18 protein-coding genes and 3 pseudogenes are annotated in these 20497 nt (G+C 69.2%); 10 read left to right on the forward strand and 11 right to left on the reverse strand.

All coding sequences use genetic code 11. The features are described 5' to 3' along the window. The 3 genes from ACZ4RZ_RS40755 to ACZ4RZ_RS40765 form a co-directional block, all read right to left on the reverse strand. Nucleotides 1-426 carry an effector-associated constant component EACC1 gene (locus ACZ4RZ_RS40755; protein ID WP_467752501.1) on the reverse strand — a complete coding sequence of 142 codons (426 nt, stop codon included), beginning with the start codon at nt 424-426 and terminating at the stop codon, nt 1-3. A gap of 553 nt (nt 427-979) precedes the next feature. Continuing rightward, nucleotides 980-1642, reverse strand: coding sequence for a response regulator (locus ACZ4RZ_RS40760; RefSeq protein WP_150497990.1), 663 nt, complete (start codon nt 1640-1642; stop codon nt 980-982). Continuing rightward, on the reverse strand, nt 1617-2789 hold the full coding sequence (locus ACZ4RZ_RS40765) for a sensor histidine kinase (protein WP_467752502.1): 1173 nt from the start codon (nt 2787-2789) through the stop codon (nt 1617-1619). Before ACZ4RZ_RS40765 ends, ACZ4RZ_RS40760 begins: the two co-directional genes overlap by 26 nt. 175 nt (nt 2790-2964) lie before the next feature. Between ACZ4RZ_RS40765 and ACZ4RZ_RS40770 the strand changes: the two genes are divergently transcribed. Further along, nucleotides 2965-5235, forward strand: a complete 2271-nt coding sequence (locus ACZ4RZ_RS40770) for an MMPL family transporter (protein ID WP_467752503.1) — start codon at nt 2965-2967, stop codon at nt 5233-5235. 67 nt (nt 5236-5302) lie between these two features. On the opposite strand, the pseudogene ACZ4RZ_RS40775 reads toward ACZ4RZ_RS40770, so the two are convergent. The 3 genes and pseudogenes from ACZ4RZ_RS40775 to ACZ4RZ_RS40785 form a co-directional block, all read right to left on the reverse strand. Further along, a pseudogene (locus tag ACZ4RZ_RS40775) lies at nt 5303-6306 on the reverse strand (IS5 family transposase). A gap of 87 nt (nt 6307-6393) precedes the next feature. Beyond that, nucleotides 6394-7362, reverse strand: a complete 969-nt coding sequence (locus ACZ4RZ_RS40780; RefSeq protein WP_467752504.1) for an IS481 family transposase — start codon at nt 7360-7362, stop codon at nt 6394-6396. Nucleotides 7363-7587: 225 nt separating this feature from the next. Further along, nucleotides 7588-8127: a GNAT family N-acetyltransferase gene (locus tag ACZ4RZ_RS40785; RefSeq protein WP_467752506.1), complete on the reverse strand. Its 540-nt coding sequence runs from the start codon at nt 8125-8127 to the stop codon at nt 7588-7590. Nucleotides 8128-8439: 312 nt separating this feature from the next. Here ACZ4RZ_RS40785 and ACZ4RZ_RS40790 point away from each other — a divergent pair, with 312 nt between their 5' ends. Then, nucleotides 8440-8643, forward strand: coding sequence for a hypothetical protein (locus ACZ4RZ_RS40790; protein WP_467752508.1), 204 nt, complete (start codon nt 8440-8442; stop codon nt 8641-8643). A 419-nt stretch (nt 8644-9062) separates the two neighbouring features. Here ACZ4RZ_RS40790 and ACZ4RZ_RS40795 read toward each other — a convergent pair whose 3' ends face one another. Beyond that, on the reverse strand, nt 9063-9416 hold the full coding sequence (locus ACZ4RZ_RS40795) for a VOC family protein (RefSeq protein WP_385424196.1): 354 nt from the start codon (nt 9414-9416) through the stop codon (nt 9063-9065). 646 nt (nt 9417-10062) lie between these two features. Here ACZ4RZ_RS40795 and ACZ4RZ_RS40800 point away from each other — a divergent pair. After that, nucleotides 10063-10472, forward strand: a pseudogene (locus ACZ4RZ_RS40800) (nSTAND1 domain-containing NTPase). A 352-nt stretch (nt 10473-10824) separates the two neighbouring features. Here the strand turns inward: ACZ4RZ_RS40800 and ACZ4RZ_RS40805 are convergent. Next, complete coding sequence (locus ACZ4RZ_RS40805; protein ID WP_467752510.1) at nt 10825-11544, reverse strand: helix-turn-helix transcriptional regulator; 720 nt, start codon at nt 11542-11544, stop codon at nt 10825-10827. Between the two features lie 132 nt (nt 11545-11676). Between ACZ4RZ_RS40805 and ACZ4RZ_RS40810 the strand changes: the two genes are divergently transcribed. The 3 genes from ACZ4RZ_RS40810 (at nt 11677) to folE (ending at nt 13376) form a co-directional block, all read left to right on the forward strand. Then, a complete protein-coding gene (locus ACZ4RZ_RS40810) occupies nt 11677-12222 on the forward strand; it encodes a DUF2231 domain-containing protein (protein ID WP_467752511.1) in 546 nt (181 codons plus the stop codon). Nucleotides 12223-12301: 79 nt separating this feature from the next. Continuing rightward, complete coding sequence (locus ACZ4RZ_RS40815; RefSeq protein ID WP_467752512.1) at nt 12302-12721, forward strand: hypothetical protein; 420 nt, start codon at nt 12302-12304, stop codon at nt 12719-12721. A 1-nt stretch (nt 12722) separates the two neighbouring features. Beyond that, nucleotides 12723-13376 (forward strand): GTP cyclohydrolase I FolE, encoded by a 654-nt coding sequence (gene folE / locus ACZ4RZ_RS40820; RefSeq protein ID WP_467752513.1) that lies wholly within the window; start codon nt 12723-12725, stop codon nt 13374-13376. A gap of 175 nt (nt 13377-13551) precedes the next feature. Here folE and ACZ4RZ_RS40825 read toward each other — a convergent pair whose 3' ends face one another. Next, nucleotides 13552-14772: an MFS transporter gene (locus tag ACZ4RZ_RS40825; RefSeq protein ID WP_467752515.1), complete on the reverse strand. Its 1221-nt coding sequence runs from the start codon at nt 14770-14772 to the stop codon at nt 13552-13554. 68 nt (nt 14773-14840) lie between these two features. Between ACZ4RZ_RS40825 and ACZ4RZ_RS40830 the strand changes: the two genes are divergently transcribed. Beyond that, nucleotides 14841-15878, forward strand: a complete 1038-nt coding sequence (locus ACZ4RZ_RS40830; protein WP_467752517.1) for an ArsR/SmtB family transcription factor — start codon at nt 14841-14843, stop codon at nt 15876-15878. A 665-nt stretch (nt 15879-16543) separates the two neighbouring features. On the opposite strand, the gene ACZ4RZ_RS40835 is transcribed toward ACZ4RZ_RS40830, so the two are convergent. Beyond that, nucleotides 16544-16786, reverse strand: a complete 243-nt coding sequence (locus ACZ4RZ_RS40835; RefSeq protein ID WP_467752519.1) for a transposase — start codon at nt 16784-16786, stop codon at nt 16544-16546. A 657-nt stretch (nt 16787-17443) separates the two neighbouring features. On the opposite strand from ACZ4RZ_RS40835, the gene ACZ4RZ_RS40840 reads away from it, so the two are divergent. Together ACZ4RZ_RS40840 and ACZ4RZ_RS40845 are read left to right on the forward strand one after the other, a co-directional pair. Further along, a complete protein-coding gene (locus ACZ4RZ_RS40840) occupies nt 17444-18013 on the forward strand; it encodes a carbonic anhydrase (RefSeq protein ID WP_467752521.1) in 570 nt (189 codons plus the stop codon). Between the two features lie 649 nt (nt 18014-18662). Beyond that, entirely contained in the window at nt 18663-19190 is a 528-nt protein-coding gene (locus ACZ4RZ_RS40845) for a DUF2716 domain-containing protein (RefSeq protein ID WP_467752523.1), read from the forward strand. A 14-nt stretch (nt 19191-19204) separates the two neighbouring features. Here the strand turns inward: ACZ4RZ_RS40845 and ACZ4RZ_RS40850 are convergent, their stop codons facing one another. Beyond that, nucleotides 19205-19456 carry a transposase gene (locus ACZ4RZ_RS40850; RefSeq protein WP_467752590.1) on the reverse strand — a complete coding sequence of 84 codons (252 nt, stop codon included), beginning with the start codon at nt 19454-19456 and terminating at the stop codon, nt 19205-19207. Nucleotides 19457-19464: 8 nt separating this feature from the next. Here ACZ4RZ_RS40850 and ACZ4RZ_RS40855 point away from each other — a divergent pair. Continuing rightward, a pseudogene (locus tag ACZ4RZ_RS40855) lies at nt 19465-20456 on the forward strand (IS3 family transposase); the annotation flags it as partial. Between the last annotated feature and the right edge of the window lie 41 nt (nt 20457-20497).

The raw sequence follows: 20497 nt of genomic DNA on the forward strand, positions 1-20497 counted from the left end.
TCAGCTTTCCGGTGAGGATGCCTCGCCGAGGGCGGGGGCGGCGTCGGGGGAGACAACGCCCCGGGCCGGATCGGCGTCCGGGTGCAGGGCCGTCCGCAGCAGGTCCTCGACCGCGGTGAGGTCCTTGGCGTGCTCGACCGCCACTTCCGTGCGCCTCCCGTCGGGGGCGACCACCTTGACGCGGACTGTGCTGCGGCGGGGCTGCTGCAGATACACGGAGAGCGCCCTCGCCAGCGCGGTAAGTGCGCCTCCCGCGCCGACCGCGACCACCACGATGTCGGTCCAGCCGCCCAGTTCACCGGTGCCGGGCGCGGGCGCGGGGGTCCGTACCCGCCCACGTAGGAGTGTTTCGTCGTTCAGCCAACTGATGAGGTCCGCAAGGGAGTCGGGCCCTTCGGAGCTGTCCACCGCCAACAGGGATCGCATGGCAGACCGCCTCTCCACGTACGCCTGATCGCATTGGGCCCGCGAGTGGGCCCCCCGTATGCCGTGCGTCATCAAAGTGTGCCACTGCGGGATCGGAGAGTGGCAGGAAAGCCGGAGCACCCGGCAACAGCGGTCAGCCGACCCGGTGTTCCTCCCTGTCCCTGGCGCGCAGGACCAGGTCGTGGCCGAGCTGATTGACGTACACCGGCTCGGAGCCTGCCTCGGTGAAGGCGGAGGAACGGCGACGTGCTGTGCGCTCGCGTCCAGCCGCCGCCCCCAGGGCAAAGGTTCTCTGACGCGGCACTAGGGCGCGTATCGAGTCGTGATCATCGGGTGGTCCTGGTGAGGTCTTTGATCCAGATCATCGAGGCGTGCAGGTGGAGACTGGCGAGGTAGCTGTCGGGAGTCTTGTCGTATCGGGTGTCTCACCGTCCCAGTTCCGGCCTCCTGGTACGTCACGCTCTGGGGCGGGTGAGGCACGTGGAGCCGACGTGAGCCGACCGGTGCACTGATGTCCGGGCGGGGACTCATGGGACATGGCCCGGCACCCGGCTCAGGTTCCGGGGAGGATACGGCGCGTTTCGTAGGCCCACATCGCGATCTCGACCCGGTTGCGGGCGCCGAGTTTGGCCATCAGGCTGGCCAGATGCGTCTTCACCGTGCTGAGGCTGATGTGCAGTGCATCGGCGATCTCGGTGTTGGTCAGCCCGCGAGCGACGGCGAGGAGCACCTGCTCCTCGCGGGCGGTGACGGGGGAGACCGGCTGGGCCACGGGCCGGCCGGCGGGCAGGTCCGCGAATGCCTGGAGCAGACGGACGGTGACGCTGGGCGCGATGAGCGCCTCACCGTCGGACGCCGACCGTACGGCCTGCGCCAGAAGGTCCGGTCCCGTGTCCTTGAGGAGGAATCCGCGGGCGCCGGCACGCAGTGAGCCGTAGACGTACTCGTCGAGGTCGAACGTGGTGATGACGACCACGGCCAGCGGGTCGGCGACGCCCGGGCCGGCGACCAGCCGGGTGGCCTCGAGCCCGTCGAGTACGGGCATGCGGATGTCGAACAGGCAGACGTCGGGGCGTAGTTCGCGGGCCAGACGTACCGCTTCCCGCCCGTCGGCGGCCTCGCCGACCACCTCGATGCCGGGCTGGGCGTTCAGCATGATCCGCAATCCGGTGCGGATGATCGTCTGGTCGTCAGCGACGAGGACGCGAATGGACACCGCTCTCGCTCCTCGCTCTCGGCAGTTCGGCTTCGACATGCCAGCCCCGGTCAGTACCCGGGCCGGCTCGTAGTGTGCCGCCGAGCAGGGTCGCGCGCTCGCGCAGTCCGGTAAGTCCGTATCCGTCGCGACCCCGGCCGGTGCGCCGGCCGTTGTCGCGCACGCTCACCCGTACCGTGTGCCGTTCCGCGGCGACCCGAACGACGAGCTCGGTCGCGTCGACCGCATGGCGCAGCGCGTTGGTCACCGACTCCTGCACGATCCGGTAGACGGCCGCGTCCACGGCCGGGGGCAGCGATTCCAGTTCGCCGTCCAGCCCCAGGTCGACCCTGAGGCGGCCACCTGGGGTGCGCACCAGGCGCTCCAGATCCGCGACACCGGCAGGAGGCGCCAGCTCGGCGCCAGCCCCGCGGTCGCGCAGCGCGGCGACCATGGCTCGCATTTCCTCCAGCGTGCGCGCACCTTCCTCCTCGACGCCCTCCAGCGCCTCGACGGCGGCGGCCGGGTCGGTGCCCGCGAGCACCCGGCCCGCCTGGGCGCGGATCACCATGGCCGAAACATGGTGGGCCACCGTGTCATGCAGTTCCCGGGCGAGCTGCTCGCGCTCGCGGGAGCGTACCTTCTCCAACTGCCGCTCGCGAGCGGTCGCCAGGAACCGCACGGCGGCCCCGATCAAGCCGGGCAGGAACAGGAAGACGAAGCCCCCCACCTGTTCCGCGGCCGGGGTGTCGTCCGTAACGGCCGACATGGCGAAGGCCCCGAGGATCACCGCGCCGCCCAGCACGATCTCCCGTCCCGACCCCCACCGGGGCAGCGCATACACCAGTACGAGCACGATCGCGCCGGTGTTCAGGCCGACGGGCTCGCTGGGTGCGGCGACCAGGGAGGCCACCTGGAGCAGGATCATCGAACCGAACGCCAGCACGACCATCGCCAGCGGGCGGGTCCGGCGCCACAGGGGCAGCACGCACAGCCAGACGGCGAGCACCACGGCCACCGGCCGCCACACCACGTCCTCGCGCAGTGCGGCCTCCAGCACCACACCGCCCAGGCCCGCGCCGAGCAGTGCCCAGTCCCGCCACACCCGGGCGGGCGCGTCGGGCGGCCGTGGTTCGGTCCACAGGGTTCGAAGGTCGTCTCGCAGCACGGTTCTCAGCCTAGGGACCGCGCCGTGCCGCGCATCGGCCGAAAGGACGGGGCGCTACTCCGTCCTGGGGCCGACGGATCCGCGGCCCGCGAGCCGATGTCCCGCAGCGCCGCGGCGACGAGCCTCGGCATCGGCGGCCGTACAAGGACGGCCGACGAGGTGGTTGGAGGACCCGATGCTCTCGAAAGCCCTCTTGCGCGTGGGCGCAAGCGCCGCCCGCCATCCCTGGCGGATGATCGCGGCATGGCTGATCGCCGCCACGCTCGCCGTCCTGGCCGCGGTCACCGTCGGCGGGCGTACCGCGGACTCGATGACCGCTCCGGGACTGGACTCCCAACGGGCCGCGGAACTGATCGAGCGGGCAGGCACCGGCCAGGAGGGGATGACCGCCCAAGTGGTCGTCACCCCCCTCGACGACGGTGCGACGTTCCTCGACCACGGCAGCGCGCGCACCGCGCTCGCGCGGCTCCAGGACGAGGTGAGGCGGCTGCCTCATGTGCTCGGCACGACCGACCCGGCGGGGGCACTCGACACAGGCGGCGACACCGCCGTGCGCGGCGGCCTGGTCTCGGCCGACGGACGGATCGCCGTCGTCCGGGTGCAGTACCCCGACCAGAGCCGGCTGTCGGCCAAGGACCTCCACGCCCTCGTCGATCTCGGCGACCGGCTGCGCGGCGAGCTGCCGCTGCGCATCGAAATGGGCGGGAACCTCTTCTACGTCTTCTCCGACCCCGACGGCGGCGCGAGCGAGCTGATCGGCCTCCTCGCCGCGGCCGCGATCCTGTTCCTGGCGTTCGGTTCGCTCGTCGCCGCCGCGCTGCCGATCGGCATGGCGGTCTTCGGGCTGACCGTCGGAGTCGCCACGATGACGGTACTCGCGGGGATGACGGACGTCCCGACCTTCGCCCCGGTCCTGGGCAGCATGGTCGGGCTCGGGGTGGGCATCGACTACGCCCTGTTCGTGCTGGCCCGCCACCGGGAGTACCTCGCGCGCGGACTCGATCCCCACGAGGCGGCCGGACGGGCGGTGGCCACGGCGGGGCGCCCCGTGGTCTTCGCCGGCGGCACCGTCGTCGTATCGATCCTCGGCCTGGCGGTCGCGAACGTGCCGTTCATGACGGTGGGCGGGGTTGCCGTCTCGATCGTCGTCCTGACGATGGTGCTCGCGTCGGTGACGCTGCTGCCGGCCTTCCTCGGCGCGGCGGGCCCGCGCCTGGCCCGGGCCGGCCGGATCGGCCGGGCTCTGCAGACCAGGAAGCTGGGCCGACTCGCACGGCGGCGGGACCCGGCGGCAGGCGCCGCCCACGCCGCCGGGTGGCGTCGCTGGATCGGGCACGTCAGCCAGCACCCGGTGCCGTACGCGGTCGGCGCGGCGGGGCTGCTGCTGACCGCGACGCTGCCCGTGCTCGGCCTGCGCGTCGGCCTGCCCGACGACGGCTCACTTTCCCACAGCCGTACCGAGCGCCGGGCCTACGACCTCGTCGCCGAGGGGTTCGGCCCGGGCACCAACGGTCCCCTCGTCATCGCCGCGGACCCCACCGGTGATCCGGGAGTGCTGGACCGACTCGTCGCAACGGTCGCGGCGGATCCGGGCATCGCATCCGTCGCGCCGACGCACATCGATCGGGCCACCGGCATCGCGACCCTCGTGGTGTTCCCGACCACCAGCCCTCAGGACAAGGCCACGGCCGACACCATCGCCCGGCTGCGCACCGACGTGCTGCCCACGGCGATCGGGCACGGCCCGGCCAGGGCCCACGTCGGCGGCGCCGCCGCGAGCCTGTCCGATGTGGGCCAACGCACCAGCCAACGCCTGCCGGTGATCGTCGCCGCCGTGCTGGCGATGTCGTTCCTGCTGCTGATGCTGGTCTTCCGCTCGATACTCGTACCGCTCAAGGCGGTACTGCTGAATCTGCTGAGCATCGGCGCGGCCTACGGCATCATGGTCGCGGTCTTCCAGTGGGGCTGGGGAGGCGCACTCATCGGGCTGGAAGCGACGGTTCCGATCGTGTCGTTCATCCCGATGTTCCTCTTCGCCATCCTGTTCGGCCTGTCGATGGACTACGAGGTGTTCCTCCTCTCCCGCGTACGCGAGGAGTACCTGCGCACCGGCGACAGCGGCACGGCGATCGTTGAGGGCGTCTCGCGCACCGCCCGGATCATCACCTCGGCCGCCCTCATCATGGTGGCGGTCTTCCTGTCCTTCGCCGTCGCCGAGGACCCCTCCACCAAAATGTTCGGGCTCGGCCTGGCCACCGCGATCCTCATCGACGCCACGGTCGTACGCATGGTGCTGGTACCGGCGACCATGACACTCCTCGGCCGGACCAACTGGTGGCTGCCGGGGTGGCTGGACCGGCTGCTTCCCCGCGGCCCGGTCGGCACCGACGACACCGACGCGGAATCCACGGGTGAAGCCCCGCGTCCACGGCTGGTTGACCGTTGACTCAACTCCTGCCCGCCCTTGGCGTCCGGCACCTCAGCGCGTCACCTAGGGGCATATCGAGTCGTGATCATCGGGTGGTCCTGGTGAGGTCCTTGATCCAGATCATCGAGGCGCGCAGGTGGAGACCGGCGAGGTAGCTGTCGGGAGTCTTGTCGTATCGGGTGGCGATGCCTCGCCATGCTTTGAGCTTGTTGATCAGGCGTTCGACGGTGTTCCGCTCCTTGTAGAGATCGGCGTCGTGGCTGACGGGTCGGCCACCTCTGGAGCCCTTCTTCTTCCGGTTGGCGGCCTGGTCCTTCTTCTCCGGGATGACCGCCTTGATACGGCGTTTGCGCAGGTGGGCGCGGTTTCCGCGGGACGAGTACGCCTCGTCCCCGGCGACCGCGTCCGGCCGGATGCGGGGTCGGCCGACGGGCCCGCGTACCCGTACCTTCTTCAGGGCGGGGATGAACTGCGGGCTGTCCGCTGCCTGGCCTGTGGTCAGGATGAACGCCAGCGGGCGGCACTTGCGGTCGGCGGCGAGGTGGACCTTGCTGGTCTGCCCGCCTCTGGAACGTCCGAGGAGGGCGGCCTTCAGCCGGAGTTTCCGCCGACGCCGGATGCGTCGTCGTTCTTCCAGCGCGGGATCACTTTCGGCCTCTTGCCCGTTTTGCTCTTCGAGGCCGCCCCCTTTGCCCTGGCCTTCTCCTCCTCGGCCGCGGCTTTCTCCAGGGCGGTGACGACGTCCTCGTCGAGGTGCATCCCGGCCGCGTCGTGGTGGGCTCGGGCGGTGGTGGAGTCGATGCTGACCAGGGACAGGTCCACCTCACCCCGCTTCGCGGCTTCCGTGATCATGCCCTCCAGCAAGGCCTCGAAGACACCGGCGTCACGCCACTGCCGGAAGCGGTTGTGGACGGTCGACCAGGCGCCGAACTCCGTCGGCATCTCCCGCCACTGCCCGCCCGTCTTGAACCGCCAGATCACGCCCTCGAACTGCTGCCGCAGTCGCTCGGGGTACGGGCCGTACTCGCCGATCGGCAGGTACGGCTCGATGAACTCCCAATCCGGATCGGTCAGTTGCACTCGCGTCACGTAAGACCGTCTATCGGACCGGACCGTGCCACGAAGGCACATCCCGCAAATTGATCACGACTCGATACGCGCCCTAGATGTACTCGGTCATGACGTTGGTGACAGTCGGTTGATCGGTGGCTGGCCGCCGAGCGCGGTGTGTCGGCGGCCAGTGTTGTAGAAGTCGAGCCAGGGCGCGAGTGCTCGGGCGCGTTGGGCGTTGCTGGTGAAAACCTTCCGGTAGGCCCATTCGGTCTGCAGCGTCCGGTTGAAGCGTTCGACCTTTCCGTTGGTCCACGGGCAGTGCGGGCGGGTGAACTTCTGGCGTGCGCCGAGTGCTTGGCAGGCGGCCTGGAAGTCGTGCGAGAGCCGGTAGTTCTTGGCGTTGTCGGTCATGACCCGCTCGATGTGGGTGATGCCGTGGGCGTGGAAGAACGCGGCCGCGCGGGTGAGGAAGCCCGCGCAGGTGGCGCCCTTCTCGTCGGGGAGGATCTCGGCGTAGGCGAGGCGGGAGTGGTCGTCGACGGCGGCGTGGACGTAGTCGTAGCCCAGGCCCCACAGGGATGCGGGTCGTTGGCCGCGGCCGTGGGCGCGGTGGCCGCCGCCGGCGGGGATCTTCCCGAGCTTCTTGACGTCGATATGGATCATGTCGCCGGGCTGGGGGTGTTCGTAGCGCTGGCTGCTGGCCCTGGTGGCTCGGATGACCTGGCCGGTCAGCGGGTCGCAGGCGGCGAGCGGTGGTACCTGATGGCGCTTGAGGATGCGGCTGATGGTCCGGGCGGGGACGCCGGTGTGCTCGGCCAGGGCGTCCGGTCCGCGTCGCAGAGTCCGGCGGGCCTTGAGCACGCGGCGTTCGTCGGCCGCGGGTGTGCGGGTAGGGCGGCGGTGCGGGCTGCTGCTGCGGTCCTGCAGCCCGCTCCAGCCCTCGGCGCGGTAGCGGTTCACCCAGCGGTGGGCGCACTGGCGGGAGACGCCGAGTTCCTTCGCGACGTGAGCGACCGGACGCCCGTCGAGGACGACACGGCGCACCAGCAGGCGTCTGCCGTGAAAGGTCAGCCGGGCATTAGCGTGGGCCACCAGGACCTCCGAGGTGTGTGAAGACGGCTATCTCCACTACGCCCGGAGGTCCTTCCTTGATCAACTACCGACGACTGCGTGTCACCAACGTGCTGGCCGAGTACACCTAGATCCGAAGCCCAAACAGCACCTAGAGGTGACGCCCGGTTTGCGCGCAGGCAAGTCGCGGTTGCAGGCCGCTCGCGCGTGGATGGGCGGGTACTCCCCGGCGGTTCCGTCGCAAACTCAACTGGACGGCGCGACCGGGGACCACATGCCGAGCCACTGCTCGGCGCCCCAGGCCTCGAACCGCTCTACCTCAGTGAACCCCAGCTTCGCCGCCAGACGCATCGAGCCGACGTTGGCGGTCTGGGTGGTGAGCACCACCGGCTCACCGGGAAGCGCGTCGGCGAGCCAGCCGAGTGCCGCCAGGCACGCCTCGGCGGCGTACCCGAATCCCCACGCTCGCGGCAGGAACATGTAGCCGAGATCGGCCTTCCCCGCGGCAGCCGGACGACGGTGCCCCGTTGCTCTCCTGAGCAGGATCTGGCCGATCATCGCCCCGTCGAGATCAACGACGAAGCTCCCGGGCCACCGCTCGGGCGCCCCGGACATCTCGCGCTCAAGCTCGTCACGCGGCCGGGGGCCGCCGAGGTAGGTGTGCACCTCTGGCGAGGCGAGCAGCTCGATGAACGCCGCACGGTCCCGGGTCTCGGGCTCACGGAGCACGAGCCGCTCGGTCCTGATCTGCTCAGGAGGCCAAGCCACGAGTCCCAGATCTTCCATCCGCGCACGCTAACAGGTGGTCAAACCAACCGAACGGGAAACGCTTAACTCCACCTAGATCCGAACCCCGAACAGCACCCAGGGGACCGCCACCGGATACCCCGTGCTTTGCAACCCTCCGCGTCGCCGTGGTCGGCCAGGAGCGATCGGTGATCTTGCGGATCGCCCCGGAGCCGGCCCGCCAGTTCTCCTCGGAGCGGGCCTTGATGCGCAACGAATACGCCAGCAGGCCCTGTCTTGTGGCGCTCGCGCCCCTCATGCCTCGCCTCCTCGCGGTGGACTTCACCCACGAGGTCATCGGCCTGCTCGCTGTTGAAGCAGCACGAGGAGGCGGCTCGGCAGCGGGCGGTGACCGGCCTGCTGCTGGCCACGCTGCTTGGCATAGTGCAGAGAAGGTTCCTGTGGACGCTGGAGATCCCGTGGAACAAGGCGACCCGAGCCGACGCCCGGGACTTCACCCGATGGCTCCAACTTGCGGACAAACCAGTGCGGTTGCACTGGCGCTACCAGAAGTAGGGTCTCCCGCCCGGCGGGATTCCACGGCAGAGCCGACCAGACCGCGGCGCCCCGAACCCGCTGACGGGCAAGTCCGGCCCGGGCGAGAAGTACGCACCGACGACCAGGGCCCACAGTGAGACGGCCATCCGGCTGTTCTACGACTTTCACTGCGAAGAGGGCGCCGGGCCGCTGCTCAACCCGTTTCCGTTGCATCGGTCCCGACGCTCCCGCAGGGCCCAGGCGGCGGCACGATCGAACGCGCCAACGTCGCCCGGACCCGGTTCACTTCATGTGCGTCCACACGCTCGACATGCTCCCGAACAGGCCCGACAGGAAGACCTAACCAAGTCCTACTAGGAATGCCCTCATTCGGTGAGATCGCCGCACGAGCCACCTGATCCCGGCTCCGCCGGCATGCTGATGGACCAAACGCTCAGTTACTGACGCCGCTGGCCAAGGACACAGAACTCGTTACCTTCGGGGTCTGCCAATACAACCCACGATTGATCACCCTGGCCAATATCAACACGCTGTGCGCCATGAGCCACCAGACGAGCCACCTCGGCGTCCTGGTCATCAGGCCTGAAGTCGAGATGCAGTCGGCTCTTGGCCTTCTTGCTCTCATCAAGCCGGACGAAGTCCAACCCCGGCAGGCGATCGGGCTCCGGGCGGATCTCGAACTCCTCATCAGAGGAGTGGACCACAACCCAACCAAGAGCCGTAGCCCACCACTGCCCCAAGGCCACCGGATCTACCGAGTGAACAATTACCTGTTCCCATTCCAAGGTCATCAGCCGAGCCTATACCTGCCAGGGCTTCGAAAACAGACACGCATGCAGTGGGCCAACTGACCTGCTGTTTCGCATAGTTCGGAGGACACCCAGAGAACCCGAAGATGTCAGGACACGACCTGTCTGGGCAGGCTGTTCCTGGGCAAACCTCTGCCGGATGGCACACGCTTCATGTTCATCGTCAACGAGACGCCCCAACGGGACCTGCACGAGTTCGCGGTGGAACGCAACCAGCCGCGTGGTCCGGTCAGCGTGGCCGTCCGGGATGACGCCATCAGCAGACTGAACGGTCTGAGCCTGCCCGATGGGCGCGACGTCGCCTGGTGCATCGACCGCCTGGATGTACTGGTCGAGGCTCGCACGATCGAGTACGTCGAAGGGGAGGCACTGCAGCGCCTGGCTGCGGCCTGCGGCGACGTCAGCGGGAGAGAGGGGCCGCCTGCGCCCGCCACTGCCACAACAGGCTCGGAGAACCGGTGCGCGGCCGATGAATACCCCCGTGAGACATCGGCCGCGTGCCGCGTGGCCTGGCCGAGAGGACCGGGCGGGCGGTCCCACGGCTGCCCTGCCCGGCGTCATCTGTTGATCACCGCTTGTAGGAGGCCCAGACGTAGGAATCCTGGTCGCCCTTGATCACGATGCGCAGATGGTCGAGGCGCTGGAACGCGGGGGACTGGGCCGCTTCGAACCCGGCGATGCCGAGCTGTTCTTCGGCCGAGATGACCTCACCGTCCGCCTGTTCCAGCTCACTTCCTCCCACCGCTTCACTGCGGTGTTCGGCCCGTCGGGCAGCGGTAAATCCTCGCTGCTGCGTGCTGGCCTCATCTCCCGTCTCCGCGCCCTGGAGGCGAACCGGCCGCAGTTGGCCGCGCTGCGCGTCCTCACCCCTGGCGGGCATCCTCTGCGCGGCCACGAGCAGCGCCTGATACCGAAGGACAGCACCTGATACCGAAGGACACTGACGGCGATACGTGGCTGATCGCCGACCAGCTCGAAGAGCTCTACACCCTCTGCACTGACCCAACCGAACGCGATCAGTTCATCGGCTGCCTCTGAGCCGCCACTGATCCCGCGAGTCGGCTGCGCGTCGTCATCGCCGTGCGGGCCGACTTCCTCGGCCGCTGCGCCGAACACCCCGGGCACCGGCAGCCCATCGACGGCCAGCTGGCTCGCGTGCCAGCTACCCTGATCGGCCTGCTGCGCGACCCCGAGAGTCCCGAGCCAGTGGGCGCCGCAGCCTGACAGCACTCAGGCAACGGTCGCCCCTCCGAGACAAGCCGCCTGCCGGTGGTCGTCGGGCGCGGCCTGCCGACCGCGGCCGTCGCCGTTCCAGTCGTGGTCACTGTCTTCGGAGTCGAAGGCAGAGGCCCCTCCCTGGGCGCCTGCGAGGATCGCTGGGGCAGGTGTTTCACCGCGGGTCGGGTGTGGCGGGGCAGATCTCGACGCAGCATTCGCCGGGGCGGGGCGCGAGGACGGCCTGGATACCGGTGATTTCCATGGCCTGGAGATAGCCGGTGACGAAGGCGTGGTTCATGCCGCACACCAGGTCGGTGGCCTTGGCCGCGAGAGGCTGGAAGGGGCAGTTCCCGAGCCGCAGGTGAGTGGGGGTCTCCCGCACGGGCTCGAAGCCGTGCTGGTCGAGCATCCGCTCGCAGGCCGTCAGGCCCCGCTCGGCGCCCAGCCGGCCGGGCCGTGTCGCCTCGCGCTGGGCCTCGCCGAGCTCCCGGCCGCGCTGCCCGGCGGCGCGTACGGCTGCCTGCGCGGCGGTCTCGCCGTCGCCCTCGGTCAGCACGGCCTCCACGAGCAGGTCGGCCAACAATTCATGGCGGCGGTCGGGGATGCTGACGCGGATTTCGGCGTCGGTGGGTTCGTAGACCTTGGGCTGACGGCCGACCTTGCGGACGGCGCCGGGGGCGCCGTACGCGGCCCGCAGCAGGCCGGCATCGACGAGCTTGTCCAGGTGGAAGGCCGCGAGCTTGCGCGAGATGCCCACGCTCTCGGCGGCCTCGTCGCGGGTGACGGGACGGCGGGCCCGCCGGATGAAGGCGAACATCTGCCGCCGTGAGTCCTCGCCGAGGACGCTGACCGAGTCGATTGCCGCATCGCCCTCGAAGGGCGGCTGGGTCATGTCGGAAGCCACCTCTTCACATTAACTCCCAAATCCTTGGGTGGAGAGCTCGAGACATGCTTCCGGCGACGACCACTTGACTGCCGACCGAAATAAGACCAATGTTTATTAGTGAAATGGGAGGTGGTCGGCATGCCTGATCCGCTGCATCAGCAGGCCAAGCGACCGGTGAGCGCCGCGCTGGCCGGACCGTATGGGCACCCGTTCCACCCGATCCTGGTGACCGTCCCGATCGGCGCCTGGGTGGGAAGCCTGGTCTTCGACATCGCCTCGCACCTCGTGGACGACCCGGACTTCCTGGTGAGGGGAGCCATGTGGCTGATCGCCCTCGGAGTGACCGGCGCGCTGGCCGCGGCGCTGGTCGGTTTCCTGGACCTGTTCGCGATCCCGCCCCGTACCCCGGCCTTCCGCGTCGGGCTCATCCACATGACGCTGAACCTGCTGGTGACCGCCGCCTACGCCGGCAGTTTCCTGTGGCGCCACGCCAGTTCCGGGCCCTCCGGCAGCGTCGGAGCGGGGATGCTCGCCCTCAACGCCGCGAGCCTGGCCGTCCTCGGCGTCTCCGGCTTTCTGGGCGGAAAGCTCGCCTACCGCTACGGCGTCCGCGTCGCGGACGAGACCACCCAGGCGGAGGGCTTCGCCTCCGCCCCCAGGCGCCCGCCCCGGCGCACCGGCTGACGACCTTCACGACGCGGTCCGGCGACCGTCGAGGCGCCGGTCGCTCGCACTTCGCAACCCTCACACCAAGGAGTTCCTCATGGACCTCGCCGCACTGGTCACCTGGGTGATCACCGCTCTCGGTGGTTTCTACATGCTTGGCACCTGGCTCTCGCGCGGTGGCGCACGAGGCGGCAGCAGTCGGCTGCCCGTCCCGGTCGTCTTCGGGCACTTCGCACTCGCCGCGATCGGCCTGGTCGTCTGGATCGTCTACGTGATCACGGACAAGGACGCGTTGGCCTGGGCCGCCTTCGGCCTGCTGGTGCCCGTCGCCCTGCTCGGCTTCACGATGCTGGCCCGCTGGATTCCCGTCTACCGGGGCCGATCCGCCACTTCGGCAGAGCAATCGGAGCCCGCCGAGCGGCACTTCCCCGTGCCGGTCGTCGCGGGGCACGGCCTGTTCGCCGTCGTCACCGTCGTCCTGGTCCTGCTCACCGCCCTCGGGATCGGTGGCAGCTGAGATGACCCAGCGCTCCCACAACGCACTGCGCATCTCCTCGGGCGACGATCCGGAGATACCAATACCCGCGGCCACTCTGCGCGTCATCCACGAAACGGACGGCGTCGACCTGGTGGCCGCCGAACGCGCCGCGGGCCAGTTCCTGGAGGCGCTCGGCATCAGCACCGCATCCGAGAGCCTGCGCGGCACTCCCGGGCGGATGGCCCGCGCCTACGCCGAACTGTTCAGCCCGCGCTCGTTCGACCTGACCACCTTCCCCAACGATGAGGACTACGACGAACTCGTGCTGGCACGCAGCATTCCGCTGCGCTCCGTGTGCGAACACCACCTACTGCCTTTCGTCGGCACCGCACACGTCGGCTACCTGCCGGGAAACCGCATCCTGGGCCTGTCCAAACTGGCCCGCGTCGTCGAGCACTTCGCCTGCCGCCCCCAAGTACAAGAACGCCTCACCAAACAGGTCGCCGACTGGCTGCAGACACACCTGGAACCCAAGGGCGTCGGCGTCGTCATCGAAGCCGAACACACCTGCATGACCCTGCGCGGCGTACAGGCAACCGGCTCCAGCACCCTCACCTCCACCCTCCTCGGCACACTCCGCAGCGACGCCCGCTCCCGCAGCGAATTCCTGGCCCTGACCGGAGTGGCCACCTGAAACGACCGCCACTCCCTCTGGTACGCCGACGCCCAGGCAGCAGAACGGTACCAGTGGGGCGGTCCGCGTGCCTCCGTGGACCGCCCGATGGTCGTCTACACAGTCCACCTACAACGGCTAACACAACGAGGTGGATCGGTCCTGGTTGGCGTGTCCGGTAAGGGACTTGAGCGTTCTAGTCCGTGGCGGCGGGTTCCGACAGGACGCCCGGACGCGTACCGGGGACGGCCGGCTGTCGTTCCTCGTGCCTGCCCAGCGCCGCGAGGGTCAGGGTCACGGTGACCGATCCGACCGCCAGCACCGTCATCGCCGCGGCCGGGGAGGTCAGTTGGGCCACCATGCCCGCGAGGGCCGCACTGACGCCCTGCAGGGTGGACATGCCGACGAAGTGCAGGCCGAGGGCTTGGCCCGCGAGATCGTCGGGGGTGAGGGACATCAGGCGTTCTTGCAGGACCAGGCTCGCGCCGAAGCCGACGGAGGCGACGGCGGCGGCCACGGCCGACAGCGCCACTCCCGGCCGTAGGACGAAGAACAGGTACGGCGTCGCCAGCAGCAGGCGCAGCGGGACCGCGAGACGGGGGCGCAACGCGGGCGGTACCAGGCGGCCCACCGCCACGTCGCCCAGGAACATGCCCAGCGCCCCGCACGCGAACAGCGTGCCGGCGGCTCCAGGGGCGTAGGAGACGTAGAGCGACTCGCAGCCGACCACCAGGCCGTTGGGGATCCACAGGCCCAGGTACGTTAGGCGGCGGGGGCGCGAGGACCACAGGAGGGCGTTGGTGCGCCAGGTCGCCGAGACGGACGGGCGGCTGGAGGAGCGCGGCGGGCGGGCCGTGAGGCCCAGGCGGGTACCGAGGGCCGACATGACGTACAGCGCCGCCGCCAGGAGCAGGCACGTCCTCGGGGTCAGAAGCGTCATCAGCGCGCCGCCCGTCGCGAAACCGGCCACCTGCATCAGGCCCCAGAGCATGTTGAACACCGAACGGCCCAGGACATAGCCGTCTTTCGAGAGGATTTCGTTCAACAGTCCTGAGCGCACTCCCCCGCCCAGGGACGCGATCAGGCCCTGCGCCAGGACGACGGCGAAGACCGCCGCGACCGGCAGACCGGGCAGCGCCAGCACCGCCGTACCGGCCGCGAACGCGAGCGCGAGGCCGGAAAGGATCGCGCGCGGGGGCAGGCGGTCGGCGCCCGAGAGCAGGAACGTGGCCCCCACCAACTGCGCCAGCTGTGGGCCGAACATGCTCACCGCCGACAGGAGCGGGGAGCCGGTGGCCCGGAAGACCAGCGTGCCGAGGGCCAGGGCCCCGATCGTCTGGGCCGCGGCGAAAGCGGCGAAGGAGAGTAGGAACGGGGTGAACTCCGGGGTGCGGAACAGGGTTCGGTAGCTGCGCATGCGTCAGAGTCTCGGAGCGGCCCGGGGGCCGTGTTTACTGTTTCGCCGACACGCGAAAGGTCGTATGCATGGGCTTGTGGCAGATCGACACCGACACCCTCGCCCGCAGCCGGTTCGTGCTCTCGCCGTTCGCCGAGACCTTCGCGAGCTTGAAGCTGCTGCACGCGGGGACCGGTGCCCATCCGGGCGAGGCGGCCTGGCTGCGCGCGCACCTGCCCGGCTACCGCGCGCGCCTCGCGGCCGACCCGATGGCCGCGCTGCTCGTGCGGGCGGCACTCGGCACGTCCTGGATCGCCGACTTCTTCTGCCCCACCTCGTGCACGGGGGAGAGCTTCGAGGAGACCGTGGCCCGGGTGCGGGCGGCCGGGGCCGGGGAGGCGCGGGCCAACCTCCGCGTGTCCCTCCGGGGCCCGCTCCCCGCCGCCCTGGAGCGGGACGACCTGCCCGAGCGGGCGACCGCGCTCCTGACGTACGTCTGGGAGGAGACCGTACGGCCGTACTGGGAGCGTCGGCGGCGCGTCCTGGAGGCGGACGTGGTCGCGCGGATCGCGCGGGTGAGCCAGGGCGGCTGGGCGGCCGTGCTGGACTCGCTGCGGCCGGGGACGCGGTGGCTCGGGGAGAGCCGGTTCCAGGTCAACCTGAACGCGTATCCGCCGCGGGAGATCGCCGCCGGGGCCGAGCTGCTGTTCATGCCGGTGACGCCGAGGACCGGGTGGGTGTCGTGGGAGGGACGGGAGCGGTACGCCGTCGTCTACCCGTGTCTCGGGGTGCTCGCCGAGGACCACGACCGGCGGCCTGTCCCGGCCGGGCTCGGGGCGCTTATCGGGACCGCGCGGGCCGGATTGCTGGTGCTGCTGGGGACTCCCATGAGCACGACCCAACTCGTCGCCGTGACCGGGCAGGGGCTGGGGTCGGTGGGCCGGCATCTGCGGGTGCTGCTGGACGCGGGGCTGGTGGAGCGGCGGCGGGCCGGGCGGTCGGTGCTGTACGTGAGGACGGCGGCCGGGGAGGTGCTCGTGGATGCGTCGGCGGCCGGTACCGGTGACCGGGAGCCGGAACCGGGGATCCACTGGGTACTGTCCGGCGGATCACGGACGCAGCCATAACCTGATCGCCGCGGTTGTGACGGTGTTGTGGATTCCTAATGGCGTTTCTCAAGCCGTGAGCGCGACGGGCGGCGTTGCTTGAGAGCACCTCTGGTCGCGTAGGTGGGCCCAGAGGACGTTGACGCGACGTCACCTCAATAGGGCATGCACGCCAAGCTCAAGCGCCTGGTCGGCCGCGGCCTCCTCGCCGAGCCCGAGCCCGGCATGTTCACCCTGGTCCAGCCGTAGGGCCACCCGGATATCTCGCGATCAGCGCGCCTCACCCAAGGCCAACGGCGAAACGGACATCAACTCGCGAATCGCCCTGTTGGAAGCCGTTGCCCTTCCGGGTGCGAGCGGTGAGTTTCCGCTGGTCGGGCATGGTTTCGGTGTCGTCGTGGGGGGGTGGACGTTCCGTCCGGCCTCGACGATGCGGAGGTGTCCGATGGCTTCGGTGATGGGCTTGCTGGAGGAGCGGGAAACCGCTGCCCGGGTGCGGGTGGAGGAGCTTCAGGCAGAAGCGGACCGGATCGTGGCCGAACTCGGTGCGGCCGAGGCGGTGTTGGAACGCCGGGTGATCGCGTGCGCGGAGCTGGCCGAGGACCTGGCCGCCGGCGATATGGCAGACGCGCCCGTCCATCAGGTGCAGGCCGCGGCGCCGGTGACCACATCGGGGAAGGTCCCGGTCAGCTGGATGCATCGTGCCGCGGTGCGAGGAGGGGATGAGCGTGCAGGCGCTCGCGCCGGAGGGAGATCGTGCGGAACTGCTCGTGCAGGCAGGGCAACACGGCCCGGGCGGCCTGGCGGTCGGTGACATCCGCGGTGGTCACCAGCACCATCAAGAGCAGGCCGAGACAGTCCGTGATGACGTGCCGGCGCCTTCCGTTGATTTTCTTGCCGCCGTCGTAGCCGCATGAGACGGTCGGCACCGAGGCGGCGCCCTTGACCGACTGAGAGTCGGTGATCGCCGCAGTCGGATCCGCCTGGCGGCCCTCGGCCTCGCGAGCCTTGACGCGCAGTTGGTCGTGGAACTCCTTGACCAGGCCGTTCTTCCGCCACCTGCGGAAGAAGGCATTGCAGCAACAGGTGCGCGAGGGCCCGAGAGGGTCGCTGGTGTGCAGTCGGTGCCTCTGTTCGCGACTTCCGGCAGCGAATGCTCAGCACTTCGCAAGACGCCCGGTCCGGACTGCGCTCGGTGTTAACGAGAACGGACAGCACCCGGTCCGTCGGCACTCCAGTCGGGCAGGGCGGGCCTCGGCATCAGAAGCTCAACCCGCTACCCGAGCCCGTTTCTGTGCGCCATCGGTGGCGAAGTAGCCCGCGCCCGCTTGCGCCTGCTGCCAGGTCACCCACACCACGATGAACAATTGCCCTGGTCAAGACGCACGGACGTGTCTGAGCGGCACCGAGGGGAACGACCGATGAACAGAGCAGAACGTCCGGATCGTAGAGCTCTGCTTGCTGGTGGACTTGCGGGCGCCACGGTCGCGCTTGCGGGGTGCTCATCGACCAGCACCGCCACGTCATCGACCAGCGCTTCGCCGGACACGCGTCCGACCACGCCCACCGCGGCATTCGCGAGACTGATGGAAGGCAACAAGCGCTGGGTGAGCGGAGACCTTCAACACCCCGACCGGGATCCGAACCGGCGTCAGCTCGTGGCCCAGGCGCAGGAGCCCTTTGGGGCGATCCTCTCGTGCATCGACTCCCGAGTGCCGCCCGAACTCCTCTTCGACACAGGGCTGGGTGACCTTTACGTGATGCGCACGGGCGGGGAGGCGATCGACCCGGTGGTCACTGGTTCTGTCGAGTACGGGCCCATGACGAGTGGCACCCCGCTCATCGTTGTCCTCGGGCATCAGCGCTGCGGCGCCGTCGAGGCGGCATACAAGTCCATTCGTGACGGCAAACCGCTGCCCGGCAACTTGCAGGCGATCGTCAAGGCTCTGCAGCCGGCGTACGAGCAGGCCGTGAGGGAAGGCGGCGCCGACCCGGTCGAGACCATGGCCCGCGCTCAGGTCACGTTGACCGCGACCGCTCTGCGCTCCAACCAGGACCTCGCCCCCCTCGTGGACAAGGGCGCCCTTGCCGTGGCCGGCGCCTACTACTCGCTCGACACCGGCAAGGTGCAAGTCCTGACCGGCGCGCCCTCCTGAACCGGTCGGACGAAACGGGGGCCTCCCGGCATTGCTCGGTGAGATTCGCATCCCCGAGCTACCGAGAGGCCCTACCTTCATGCGCGTACAACGGGAAGATCACGCCGGCGGGAAACCTGTTCGACCCGCACGTTCCATGATCGGTTGAGATGCGGCTTCTGAGCTCAAGCAGCGCCTGGAGGCCGAGGCCGAGCGACCGCGCACTGACGCCGACCGCGCCGCCGCCCGCGCGACCTGGGACATCTGGCCGACCGTCGCCGAGCGCTACGGCGAAGACCCCGACGACGCCCTTGACCTGTACGGGCTTGCCTTGTGCCAGTACGCCGTGGCCCAGGCCGCTCACCTGGCCAGCCGCGACTACCTCTAGCCTCCCGCTTTCATGAAGCGGGCTGTCCGGTAGGCGGTTGGCTCAGTGAAAAGTGCCTCTGAACGGCGAGAATGAGGATTGTCGAGGCTCTCGTTCCCACACCAGCCGGAGGACCTCTCAGGTGAGCGCGAATCTAGTTGCGCTATCGGGTGACCGTCGCCGAACTGGTGAGGCGGCGCAGTCGATCGCCAGCTCATGGCGATATCTGCAATTGGTTCTGTCCGCACTTTCGTGACCGATCCAGCAGTGATCTCCCCTCAGGCGAGTCGATAGGATCGACCGATGATGGAAGAACCCGTGGCCGCGCTGCCAGAGGCTGAGTACCGACGCGTCTGGGACCGCTTTTACGAGGAGTTCAGCTTCCAGCCGAGTGTGAGTTCGCTCAAGTGGCCGGCCATCAAGGAGCCCGACGCGTCGGTCACCTGGAGCCTGGCGACGCTTCCCGACGAACCTGACTACGAGCGTCTGGACCGCCTGGTCGAGGAGGTCCAGCAGGGGCTGGCCTCCTGCGTCGGCCCGCAGGGCACGCTGTTCGCGCTCGACTGGCAGCACACGTCGTACCGCTTTACCCCGCAGGAGGTCGGCGGCCCCGGGCAACCGGCTTGGCCACTGAGCCCGTACCCCGACGGGGACTACTACATCTACCTTTCGGAGGACTTCTGCATGGGCAGCTTCGGGCACCCTTGGGAAGAGTCCCTCTGCCTGTTCGGTGAGGAACTTCTCGACGCCGTATCAACGGAGGTCGATAAGGTTCTTGGGCCGCCGATCCGCAAGGCCGGCAAGGCCGGCAAGGCCGTAGATCACACCTGAGCTCGAGTCTTGGCTCATGGTCTTGCGAGAATCCGTGCACGTAGCAAGGCGAATGAGGCGCGTCCGTACATGCTCCTCTTGAGCAGTTTAAGGCGGCAGACATGGCCTTCAACCACTCCTGAGCTGTAGGGCAGGGTGAGACCGGCCGCCACCGCGTCGAAGTCCTGCCGCAGGAAGCTGCCGAACGATCTGATCGGTCCGAGGCTGGACTGCTCTGCCTCCCGGATCCAGAGACCGAGCATCGTGCCGCGGCGATGCCGCCCCAGATCCGTAGGAGAACAAACGGCTGCGCAAGGCGGAGGCCGAGTGGCAGCTGGAGCGCGAGATCTTGCGCCGAGCAGCCGCCTATTTCGCTCGGGAGGTGAAGTGAGCCCCCACCGCTGGGACTTCATCTCCGACCACCGCGCCGACTTCGGCGTCAAGCGGCTGTGCCGGGTACTGGGCGTCTCCCGCTCCGGCTACTACCGCCACCAGGCCACCGCACAGGCCCGTGCCGAGCGCCTGGCCAAGGAGAAGCAGACGGTGGCCGAGATCCGCGAGATCCATGCCGAGCACCGGGGCGCCTATGGCGCACCGCGCGTCCATGCCGAACTACGCTCGCGTGGGCGACGGATCAACCGCAAGTGCGTCACACGCCTGATGCGAGCCAACTACATCGTCGGTCGGCACCTGCGCCGGAAGAAGCGCACGACGATCGCGGACAGGGCCGCGCCGTCCGTCCCGGACCTGATGATGCGCGACTTCACCGCCCAGGCACTGAACACCAAGTGGTGCGGCGACATCACTTACATAGCCGTCGGCTCCACGTGGCTGTATCTGGCCACGGTGATCGATATCTGCTCACGTCGGGTCGTGGGCTGGTCGATCGCGGACCACATGCGCACCTCGCTGGTCACCGACGCCCTTGAGATGGCTGTCGCCACCCGTGGTGACCGCGTCGGCGGAGTCGTCTTCCACACGGACAGAGGCGCCCAATACAGTGCGGCGGACTTCGCGGATGCCTGCCGCAGGCATGGCATACGCCGCAGCATGGGCCGCGTCGGGTCGAGTTGTGACAATGCCCTGGCCGAGTCGTTCTTCCAGGGCCTGAAGCGAGAACTGCTGCACGGACGGCGCCTCACCTCGAAGGCGCAGACGCGGTTGGAGGTGCTTCGCTGGCTGTCGTACTGCAACCGACGCCGCCGTCACTCCGCGCTCGGCTACCTCACACCAGCCGAGTTCGAACAACAGCTGGTCTCGGCACGTACGCGGTCACTCGTCGCATGAAACTCGGTGTCCACTCTCGAGGTTGAGCCTCACATCGGTGC

The sequence above is a fragment of the Streptomyces sp. NPDC027189 genome (assembly GCF_055566975.1).

What these genes read in the sequence shown, in the direction of transcription:
- ACZ4RZ_RS40805 (WP_467752510.1), bottom strand. Translation starts at nt 11,544, where the DNA reads ATGACCCAGCCGCCCTTCGAGGGCGATGCGGCAATCGACTCGGTCAGC.
- ACZ4RZ_RS40845 (WP_467752523.1), top strand. Translation starts at nt 18,663, where the DNA reads ATGATGGAAGAACCCGTGGCCGCGCTGCCAGAGGCTGAGTACCGACGC.
- ACZ4RZ_RS40770 (WP_467752503.1), top strand. Translation starts at nt 2,965, where the DNA reads ATGCTCTCGAAAGCCCTCTTGCGCGTGGGCGCAAGCGCCGCCCGCCAT.
- ACZ4RZ_RS40840 (WP_467752521.1), top strand. Translation starts at nt 17,444, where the DNA reads ATGGAAGGCAACAAGCGCTGGGTGAGCGGAGACCTTCAACACCCCGAC.
- ACZ4RZ_RS40755 (WP_467752501.1), bottom strand. Translation starts at nt 426, where the DNA reads ATGCGATCCCTGTTGGCGGTGGACAGCTCCGAAGGGCCCGACTCCCTT.
- ACZ4RZ_RS40795 (WP_385424196.1), bottom strand. Translation starts at nt 9,416, where the DNA reads ATGACCTTGGAATGGGAACAGGTAATTGTTCACTCGGTAGATCCGGTG.
- ACZ4RZ_RS40815 (WP_467752512.1), top strand. Translation starts at nt 12,302, where the DNA reads ATGGACCTCGCCGCACTGGTCACCTGGGTGATCACCGCTCTCGGTGGT.
- folE (WP_467752513.1), top strand. Translation starts at nt 12,723, where the DNA reads ATGACCCAGCGCTCCCACAACGCACTGCGCATCTCCTCGGGCGACGAT.
- ACZ4RZ_RS40825 (WP_467752515.1), bottom strand. Translation starts at nt 14,772, where the DNA reads ATGCGCAGCTACCGAACCCTGTTCCGCACCCCGGAGTTCACCCCGTTC.
- ACZ4RZ_RS40830 (WP_467752517.1), top strand. Translation starts at nt 14,841, where the DNA reads ATGGGCTTGTGGCAGATCGACACCGACACCCTCGCCCGCAGCCGGTTC.
- ACZ4RZ_RS40785 (WP_467752506.1), bottom strand. Translation starts at nt 8,127, where the DNA reads ATGGAAGATCTGGGACTCGTGGCTTGGCCTCCTGAGCAGATCAGGACC.
- ACZ4RZ_RS40810 (WP_467752511.1), top strand. Translation starts at nt 11,677, where the DNA reads ATGCCTGATCCGCTGCATCAGCAGGCCAAGCGACCGGTGAGCGCCGCG.